This window comes from Paracoccus homiensis (assembly GCF_900111675.1).
GTDB classification, from domain to species: domain Bacteria; phylum Pseudomonadota; class Alphaproteobacteria; order Rhodobacterales; family Rhodobacteraceae; genus Paracoccus; species Paracoccus homiensis.
The window spans coordinates 48,914-57,132 of record NZ_FOHO01000019.1; the positions used below are offsets into that span (position 1 = coordinate 48,914).

9 protein-coding genes are annotated in these 8,219 nt (G+C 65.7%); 3 read left to right on the forward strand and 6 right to left on the reverse strand.

Annotated elements, in window-relative coordinates; genetic code table 11:
• Positions 1-53 precede the first annotated feature (53 nt).
• The 4 genes from BMX67_RS17200 to BMX67_RS17215 are packed head-to-tail and all read right to left on the reverse strand — an operon-like array spanning position 54 to position 5,234.
• A complete protein-coding gene (locus tag BMX67_RS17200; RefSeq protein ID WP_090737603.1) occupies positions 54-809 on the reverse strand; it encodes a glycerophosphodiester phosphodiesterase family protein in 756 nt (251 codons plus the stop codon).
• Positions 809-1,264: a RidA family protein gene (locus BMX67_RS17205; RefSeq protein ID WP_090737605.1), complete on the reverse strand. Its 456-nt coding sequence runs from the start codon at positions 1,262-1,264 to the stop codon at positions 809-811. Before BMX67_RS17205 ends, BMX67_RS17200 begins: the two co-directional genes overlap by 1 nt.
• 7 nt (positions 1,265-1,271) lie before the next feature.
• Complete coding sequence (locus tag BMX67_RS17210; protein WP_090737607.1) at positions 1,272-1,727, reverse strand: YbjN domain-containing protein; 456 nt, start codon at positions 1,725-1,727, stop codon at positions 1,272-1,274.
• A gap of 54 nt (positions 1,728-1,781) precedes the next feature.
• Complete coding sequence (locus BMX67_RS17215) at positions 1,782-5,234, reverse strand: chromosome segregation SMC family protein (protein WP_090737609.1); 3,453 nt, start codon at positions 5,232-5,234, stop codon at positions 1,782-1,784.
• Positions 5,235-5,405: 171 nt separating this feature from the next.
• Between BMX67_RS17215 and BMX67_RS17220 the strand changes: the two genes are divergently transcribed.
• Complete coding sequence (locus tag BMX67_RS17220; protein ID WP_090737624.1) at positions 5,406-5,774, forward strand: CidA/LrgA family protein; 369 nt, start codon at positions 5,406-5,408, stop codon at positions 5,772-5,774.
• Positions 5,767-6,483, forward strand: coding sequence for an LrgB family protein (locus BMX67_RS17225; RefSeq protein ID WP_090737610.1), 717 nt, complete (start codon positions 5,767-5,769; stop codon positions 6,481-6,483). The genes BMX67_RS17220 and BMX67_RS17225 overlap by 8 nt, the downstream gene beginning before the upstream one ends.
• Here the strand turns inward: BMX67_RS17225 and BMX67_RS17230 are convergent, their stop codons facing one another.
• Both BMX67_RS17230 and mog read right to left on the reverse strand, forming a co-directional pair.
• A complete protein-coding gene (locus tag BMX67_RS17230; RefSeq protein ID WP_217645900.1) occupies positions 6,484-6,954 on the reverse strand; it encodes a hypothetical protein in 471 nt (156 codons plus the stop codon).
• 161 nt (positions 6,955-7,115) lie between these two features.
• Positions 7,116-7,655: a molybdopterin adenylyltransferase gene (mog, locus tag BMX67_RS17235; RefSeq protein WP_090737614.1), complete on the reverse strand. Its 540-nt coding sequence runs from the start codon at positions 7,653-7,655 to the stop codon at positions 7,116-7,118.
• A gap of 327 nt (positions 7,656-7,982) precedes the next feature.
• Between mog and BMX67_RS17240 the strand changes: the two genes are divergently transcribed.
• A partial coding sequence (locus tag BMX67_RS17240) for a transposase (protein WP_139206558.1) occupies positions 7,983-8,219 on the forward strand: 237 nt, incomplete at its 3' end.

Here is an 8,219-nt window from a genome sequence, read left to right on the forward strand (position 1 = left end):
CGGTCGATTTCGGGGAATTGCCCCGCCGCGGCTGTGGCGGCGGGGCAATCAGCCTAGGTTTTCGCCTGATACCCTTCGAAGGTGATATTGTCGGCGATGCGACGGGCCTGATCTTCCTGATCTTGACTGCGAATGGTCCAGCACAGGATCGGCACACCCTGCGCCTTCAGTGCGTCGATGCGCGGATTGGTCAGATCGGATCTGTCATGCGAGACGAAGCAGGCCCCCGCATCGTCGAAATCCGCGATGGCGGCCAGCCTTTCGCGCACCTCTTGCGGCACACCGGCCCAATCCTTTTCCGCAAAGCCGCAGGTCGTCAGCCCGACCGGAATTTCGGGCATGACCGCGCCGAATGCCTTGGCGACATGCGGGTTGAAGGACATCACCGCGACCGGGCCTTCATAGCCTTTCAGCGTCTGCGCCACGCGGTCGTGCAGATCGCCGATATTGTCGCCCAGACGGCCATCGGGATCCTTGATCTCGATCAGCAGGGGCACCTGTCCGGCCACAAGGTCCAGCAGCGCGGCCAATTCGGGGATCGTTTCAGAGCCACCGGCCAGACGCCGGGTCGACAGTTCCTGAACCGACAGCGTCCTGATGAAGCTGCCATCGCCCGCAAGCCGCGACAGGTCATAGTCGTGAAAGACCATCGGCGTGCCATCCAGCGCAGGCTGGATGTCGATTTCGATCCCGTAACCCGCCTCAATGGCCGCGCGTGCCGCCGCCAGCGAGTTTTCGGGTATGCCGTCCCCATGCAGCCCGCGATGGGCGATCGGGGTGGTGGTAAAGACCGCGGGCAGGGCGGGCATCAGGCGACCTCGAACACGGCTTCGATTTCGACGGCGACGCCGAATGGCAGCGACGGTGCCGACACCGCGGCGCGGCTGTGGCGCCCGGCATCGCCGAACACTTCGACCATCAGGTCCGAACAGCCATTGATGACCTTGGGCTGGTCGGTGAAATCGGGGGTCGAGTTCACGAAACCGGTCAGCTTGACCACACGCGCAACCCGGTCCAGATCGCCAATGGCGGCCTTGACCTGCGCGATCAGCGACAGGCCGCAACGGCGGGCCGCGGCGGCGCCTTCCTCGACCGAGACATTCTCGCCCAGCTTGCCGGTGATCAGGCCGTTTTCATCGGCGCTGATCTGACCCGACACGAAGATCAGGTTGCCGCTTTGGGCAAAGGGCACATAGTTGGCGGCAGGCGCGGGGGCGTCGGGCAGGGTGATGCCTTTTTCGGCAAGGGTCGCTTCGATGCTCATGATGTCCTCATCGGTTGTGATAGCGTCGGAATTCGGCCAGCGTCACCCGCCAGCGGTCAAGAATGTCGTAGAAATTGTTCCGCCCGATGCCGTCATCGGTCAGGCTGACATCCATTTCCACGACGACATCGCCCGACCTGTCGGCATAGGTCTTGGCAAAGCGGAAATCGCGGTTCCAGGAATTCAGGCGGCGCGGATCGGGGGGCGGCTGCCCGTCGAACAGGGCCACGAACTGGATCGAGCCGCAGGGCCCCGGCGCGCATTCATAGAAATAGATGCTGAACCGGGTGCCGTCGATCTGGCTGCGGATCTGCGGATCGCCGAACTGGTCGATGCTGCGCTGAACGGCAAAGCCGCGTTCCTGCATCAGGATCTCGATCACATCGGCATCGCCGGGCACCTGCGCGGCGGCCCCGAAGGCGGTCAATGAGGCCAAGCATAGGCTGGCGACGATACTGCGCATTCCGCCCCTTGTGTCCCAAGCATCGGATTCGGGGGCAACCTAACGCGGGGATCGTCAGGCGACCAGAGCCTCGGCGCGTTTCAGATCGACGCTGACCAACTGGCTGACGCCCTGTTCGACCATCGTCACCCCGAACAGCCGGTCCATCCGCGACATGGTCACGGCATGATGGGTGATGATCAGAAAGCGCGTTTCGGTGCGGCGGGTCATTTCGTCCAGCAGGTCGCAGAAACGGCTGACATTGGCGTCATCCAGCGGTGCGTCGACCTCGTCCAGGACGCAGATCGGCGCGGGGTTGGCCAGAAACACCGCAAAGATCAGCGCCAGCGCGGTCAGCGTCTGTTCGCCGCCCGACAACAGGCTGAGCGTCGACAGCTTCTTGCCCGGTGGCTGGCACATGATTTCTAGCCCGGCCTCCAGCGGATCGTCGGATTCGACCAGAACCAGTCGCGCCTCGCCCCCGCCGAACAGCGTGGTGAACAGCGTGGTGAAATTGGCGTTCACCGTATCGAAAGCGGCAAGCAGCCTTTCGCGGCCCTCGCGGTTCAGGCTGCCGATCCCTGCGCGCAGCTTGCGGATCGCCTCTTCCAGATCGGTTTTCTCGGTCTGCAGGCGGTCGCGTTCCTGTTCCAGTTCGCGCTTGTCCTCATCGGCGCGCAGATTGACCGCGCCCAGGCTGTCGCGCTGGCTGCGCAGCCGCGCGATACGATCTTCCAGCGACTGGATCGGCGTGTCGGTATCGGCATCGCCCAAGGTGGCGTGCAGGGCCTGGGGCGTGCCTTCGGTTTCTTCAAGGATCCGGGCACGGGCGGCCTTTTCGCCATCGCGCGCGGCTTCGGCGCGGGCCTCGCGCGCGGCGCGGGTTTCGCGGGCCTCCGAGGCGTGGCGTTCGGCGTCGCGTTCGGCATGGGCGGCGCTGCGGGCGACCTCGTCGGCCGAGGCCAGTGCGGCACGGGCCTGTGACAGCCGATCCTGTGCACCGGCATCACGTTCGGCCAGTTCCTCGCGGCGTTCGGCAAGGATTTCGGGCTGGGCTTCGGCCTCTTCCAGTTCATCGGCGGTGGCGTCGCGGCGCTGGACCAACTCGGCGGCGCGGCTGCCGGCCTGATCCAGACGCAGTCGCCAGCCGGATTCCTCCTTGGCGATTTCCTGAAGCCGCTTCGTGCGCGCGTTTCCTTCGCGCCGCAATTCGTCCAGACCGGCGCGGCGGGTCATGGTGGCGATCCGCGCGGCCTCGACCCCGGTGCGGGCATGTTCGACGGCCTGCGCGGCATCCCCGCGATCCGGCAGGTCGGCAAGCGCGCGTTCGGCCTGCGACAGACGGGCCTTGGCGTCGGCGGCATCGGCCCCGTGGCGCGACAATTCGGCCTCGGCGGATTCGACGCGGCTGCTGGCCATGGCCAGTTCGGATTCCGCACGGGTGGCGGCCCGCGCAGCCTCGGACAGCAGGCGTTCGGCCTCGCGGCGGGCATCACGGGCGGATTTTTCGCGGCCCGAGGCCTGCGACAGCGCGTCCTTGGCCAGATCATGCGCCTCGATCGCATGGGCCGCACGGGCCTGCGAGGTTTCGACCTGCGCGGTGATGTCCTTCAGCTGGTTGACCTTCTGCAGATGCAGCGCGGCGGCGGATGACGCATCCCCCGCCATCACCCGCATCCCGTCCCAGCGGAACAGATCGCCTTCGCGCGTCACGACCCGCTGACCGGGGGCCAGATCGGGTTGCAGCCCCGCGCCTTCGGCGGCGTCATCGACCAGCCCGACCTGTGACAGCCGGCGGGCCAGAACGGCGGGCGCATCGACATGCGGGCCAAGGGGGCGGGCCTTGCCGGGCAGGGGGCGGGCGGCATCGAATCCGGGCAATTCGCACCAGCCGCTGCCGTCATCCTGCACCAGCCCCGCGCGCAGATCATCGCCAAGCGCGGCGCCAAAGGCCACCTCGTAGCCCTTGGCGACGATGACCAGATCCAGCACCGATCTGCCGCCGGACTGACCGCGTTCGACCAGACGTTGCAGGGCGGCCATTTCGGCGGTCAGCGCGGCTGCCTCGCCCTCGACCTCTGATCGTGCGGCGCGGGCGATGGCCTCGGCTGCCTCGGCTTCGCTGCGGCTGTGTTCGGCGTCGGCCAGGGCCTCTTCGGCAGCTTCGGCGCGATCGCGGGCGGCGTCCTGCGCCTCTTCGGCGCTGCGCAGGGCGGTTTCGGCTTCGGTGCCGGCGGCACTGGCGCGGGTCAGGGTTTCGCGGGCCTGCGTCGCCGCGCGTTCGGCGCGGTCCAGCATGCCGCGCAGGTCGCTTGCCAGACGTTCCGCCGATTGGTGACGGGCCGCCAGGCGCGCGGCCTCGTCGGTCAGTTCGGTCAGGCGCGTTTCAACCTCGCGCAGTGCCTCGGCGGCCTCATCGGCGGCGGCGGCGGCGGCATCAATCCGCGCCTCATGGCCCTGACCGGCCTTGTCCAGTTCGGTCCGTTCCCAGACCAGCCGTTCGATCACTTCGCCCGCATCGTGGTTCAGCGCCTGTTCGCGGTCGATGTCGCGGTCCAGCTGCGCGATCCGCGCCCCCAGCGCCCGGACCTGTTCGTCGGCCCGCGTTTCGGCCTCGGCCAGCGCTTCGCGTTCGACGGTGATGCGGGACTGGATCGCGGCTGCGATCTGTTCCTCTTCGCGCAGGGGGGGCAGGGCCTCTTCCGCGGCCTCGCGTCGCGCGGTTGCCTGCCGCGAGGCGACCTCGGCCTCGGCCGCCGCTTTCAGCGCCTCGGAAAGGCTTTGGGCGGCGGCAAGGCGCGCGGCCTCGGCCTCGGACCAGCGGCGATACAGCAGCAGCCCTTCGGCCAACCGCAGCGTCGCCCCGATCTCGCGGTATTTGGCGGCGGCGCGGGCCTGACGCGCCAGACTGGCGGCCTGCGACGACAGTTGATCCAGCGTGTCATCGACCCGCGTGAGGTTCGTTTCGGCGCCGTTCAGCTTCAGCTCGGCCTCGTGGCGGCGCTGATACAGGCCGCTGATGCCTGCGGCCTCTTCCAGAATGCGGCGCCGGTTCTTGGGCTTGGCATTGATCAACTCGCTGATCTGTCCCTGACGCACCAGCGCGGGCGAATGCGCCCCGGTCGAGGCATCGGCGAACAGCATCTGCACATCGCGCGCGCGCACATCCTTGCCCGCGATCTTGTAGGCGCTGCCCGCGTCGCGCGTAATGCGGCGGGTGATGTCGAAATTGTCCTGATCGTTGAACCCGGCCGGGGCCAGCCGGTCACGATTATCGACCGTCAGCGCGACTTCGGCGTGGCTTTTGGCGTTGCGGCGCGAGGTGCCGGCAAAGATCACATCCTCCATCCCCTCGCCACGCATGGCGGTGGGGCGGTTTTCGCCCATGACCCAGCGCAATGCCTCCAGCAGGTTCGACTTGCCACAGCCATTTGGGCCGACCACGCCCGTCAGCCCCTCGCGGATCACCAGATCGGTCGGATCGACAAAGCTTTTAAATCCGTTCAGGCGCAGCCGGTCAAAGCGCACATGGTCCCCCAGAATCGTATTTGGTCTGGGATTGTCCCTGCCGTGCCGGGTCAAGTCAACCAAAACCCCATATCTGGCCTATTGGCGCGACTTATCCACAAGATCGGCGCAATGATGCCAGATATCGCTTGCCCCTTGGCGCGTACTTGCCGGTGGCGCTATGATCTGCGGATGATCGCCACGCTTGCCCTGATCCTGACCTTGCAACTGGCCGGAGAAATCGCCGCCCGCGCCCTGTCGCTGCCCTTGCCGGGGCCGGTGGTCGGCTTGATCCTGCTGGTCCTGACCTGCCTGATCCGGCCCAGCCTTGTCGACCGGATCCGCCCGGCGACGCAGGGCCTGTTGCAACATCTGTCACTGTTCTTCGTTCCGGCCGGGGTAGGGATCGTGGCGCACCTTCCCTTGTTGGGCCAGCATGGCGTGGGGCTGGCCGTCGCGATTGCGGGATCGACCCTGCTGGCGATTGCGGTCGGGGCGCTGGCCTTTACCTGGGTGGCGCGGCTGTTGAACACACCAGCGGACGAGGGCGGTGATGACTGATCCCGTGCTGATCTGGTCCTACCTGTCGCAAGGCCCGCTGTTGTGGCTGACGGCGACCCTGGCGGCGTATCTTCTGGGCGATGCGGCGTTTCGGGCCAGTCGCCGGCAAAGCTGGGCGAACCCGGTACTGATTGCGATCATTCTTCTGGCGTTGCTGCTTGGGGTGACCGGCACCGATTACGCGACCTATTTCGAGGGGGCGCAGTTCGTGCATTTCATGCTGGGTCCGGCGACCGTGGCGCTGGGGCTGCCGCTATATGACAATCTGCGCCGGGTGCGCAGCGCGTTCTGGCCCATGCTGGCGGCGCTGCTGGCGGGGTCCAGCGTAGGGGTCATCTCGGTCCTGATGATCGCGAAGGCGTTTGGCATTCAGGGGGCGGTGCTGGCCTCGCTGGCGCCGAAATCCACCACCGCACCGGTCGCCATCGGCATCGCCGAACGTATGGGCGGCCAGCCCACCCTGACCGCCGCGCTGGTCCTTCTGACCGGGATTTTCGGGGCAATCGTGGTGACGCCCTTGCTGAACGCGCTGCGCATCCGCGACTGGCGTGCCCGCGGCTTTGCCATCGGCGTTGCCGCCCACGGCATCGGCACGGCCCGCGCCTTTCAGGTCAATCAGACCGCCGGCGCGTTCTCTGGCATCGGCATGGGGCTGAATGCCGTGCTGACCGCGATCATCGCGCCCCTGGCACTGACGTTCTTTGGCTGATCAGTTGGCCGGGAAATAATTGATGTGCACGATATCCGCCGAGGCGCCGGTCCCCAGTGGCGCCACGAAGATCGCGCCTGACTGTTCTTCGATCACGAAGCCGCCCTGCGGATAGTCGCCGAAACCGGGTTGGGATCCCACCGCGCCGTCATCGCCATCCGCCAGCAGCAGGGCGATGGCTTGCGCCGTCCTCATCGGATCATCGCCGTTCTTCACGATGACCGAGCAGTGGTCCGCGATCTCGTCGAAGCCGATCTTGACAGAGCCGTTGATCTGATCGGGACCCGTAAAGCTGCCATAGGTCAGCGCGCCGGCCTTGCTGATCCGCGGGTTGCCGAAATCGTCGGACGCATCGAAGGCTTGCAACGCGGCCGTCAGATCACCGCTGCCAGCAAGGCAGATATCCCTGAAATATTCCGCCGCCGCATTCAGGCGCGCGTCCGAGGGTTGGGTCGCGCCGACGGTGTGCATACCAAGCCCGCCGACCATTGAAATCAAAAAAACCGCGATCTTTCTAATTTTCTTCAAAGCCTTGCCAATATTTATTTGCATGGCATGGCTTGTCACAGAGCGAAGTTCAACCAGAAGCCCCGATCCGTCCGCAGTCGTGGCAACTTCGCGCCGACACTTGATCACTTCTTTTTGGGGCGGAAGGCGTCGATCTTTGCCGGGTCGGTCTCGATCCAGCCAGCGCCAAGCAGATCAAGGCAATAGGGCACCGCGGCAAAGACAGCGTTCAGGCAGGTCGCGATGGCCGAAGGCTTGCCGGGAATGGTGATGATCAGCGTCTTGCCGCGGCTGACAGCGGTCTGGCGCGACAGGATCGCGGTTGGCACCTCGCGCAGGCTGGCGCGGCGCATTTCCTCGCCGAAGCCGGGATATTCACGCTCGGCCACGTCAAAGACCGCCTCGGGTGTCAGATCGCGTGGCGCGGGGCCGGTACCGCCGGTCACAAGGATCAGGTCCGCCGCCGCTGTGCCGTCTGTCAATTCGCGCAGCTTCCCGGCGACGACCTCGCGCCCGTCTGGCACGATATGGCGATCGATCTGCACCGGCGAGGTCACCACATCACGCAGCCAGGCTTCGGCGCCAGGGCCACCCTTGTCCTCGTATTCACCGCGGGCGGCACGGTCGCTGACGGTCAGAATGGCGATGCGGGCAGGACGGGTCATGGCGCCTCATGGGGTACGAAATGTTGAAAACTGCGGCTATCAAGCATGTTCCCGCGCCATTTGCAAAATATCCGCGGAACTTATGGATCCCCCCAAGTCGTGGCGCGGCGACCTTTCGTCACGCGGCCAAAAAACCTCGTCAATCATGGCATCACATCCCGCCGAGATCCGGCGAGGTGACGGCTGACGCGTGCTTCTGTCAAACGTGAGGTTGGCACAAAACCTGCCGCATGGTTTAATGCAACAATTGCCGGAATCTGCAAGGGTCAGGATGCATTGATTTTGGTCGCACGGCGTGATTCACGGCTCAGAAAATGGAGCGGTGACATGAGCGACCTCTACTGGCTGACTGACGAGCAGATGGCCAAGCTCACCCCTTTCTTCCCGAAGTCGCACGGCAAGCCACGGGTTGATGACAGGCGGGCTCTGAGTGGGATTATCTTCATCAATCGCAATGGGTTGCGCTGGCGGGATGCGCCTGCCGCCTATGGTCCGCACAAGACGCTCTACAGCCGGTGGAAACGTTGGAACGAGAAAGGAATTTTCGCGCGGATGATGGCAGGG

Bases quoted from the DNA above. Each gene is read 5' to 3' on its own strand.
- BMX67_RS17230 (WP_217645900.1), bottom strand. From the start codon at position 6,954: ATGCACACCGTCGGCGCGACCCAACCCTCGGACGCGCGCCTGAATGCG.
- BMX67_RS17205 (WP_090737605.1), bottom strand. From the start codon at position 1,264: ATGAGCATCGAAGCGACCCTTGCCGAAAAAGGCATCACCCTGCCCGAC.
- BMX67_RS17225 (WP_090737610.1), top strand. From the start codon at position 5,767: ATGACTGATCCCGTGCTGATCTGGTCCTACCTGTCGCAAGGCCCGCTG.
- BMX67_RS17210 (WP_090737607.1), bottom strand. From the start codon at position 1,727: ATGCGCAGTATCGTCGCCAGCCTATGCTTGGCCTCATTGACCGCCTTC.
- BMX67_RS17200 (WP_090737603.1), bottom strand. From the start codon at position 809: ATGCCCGCCCTGCCCGCGGTCTTTACCACCACCCCGATCGCCCATCGC.
- mog (WP_090737614.1), bottom strand. From the start codon at position 7,655: ATGACCCGTCCTGCCCGCATCGCCATTCTGACCGTCAGCGACCGTGCC.
- BMX67_RS17220 (WP_090737624.1), top strand. From the start codon at position 5,406: ATGATCGCCACGCTTGCCCTGATCCTGACCTTGCAACTGGCCGGAGAA.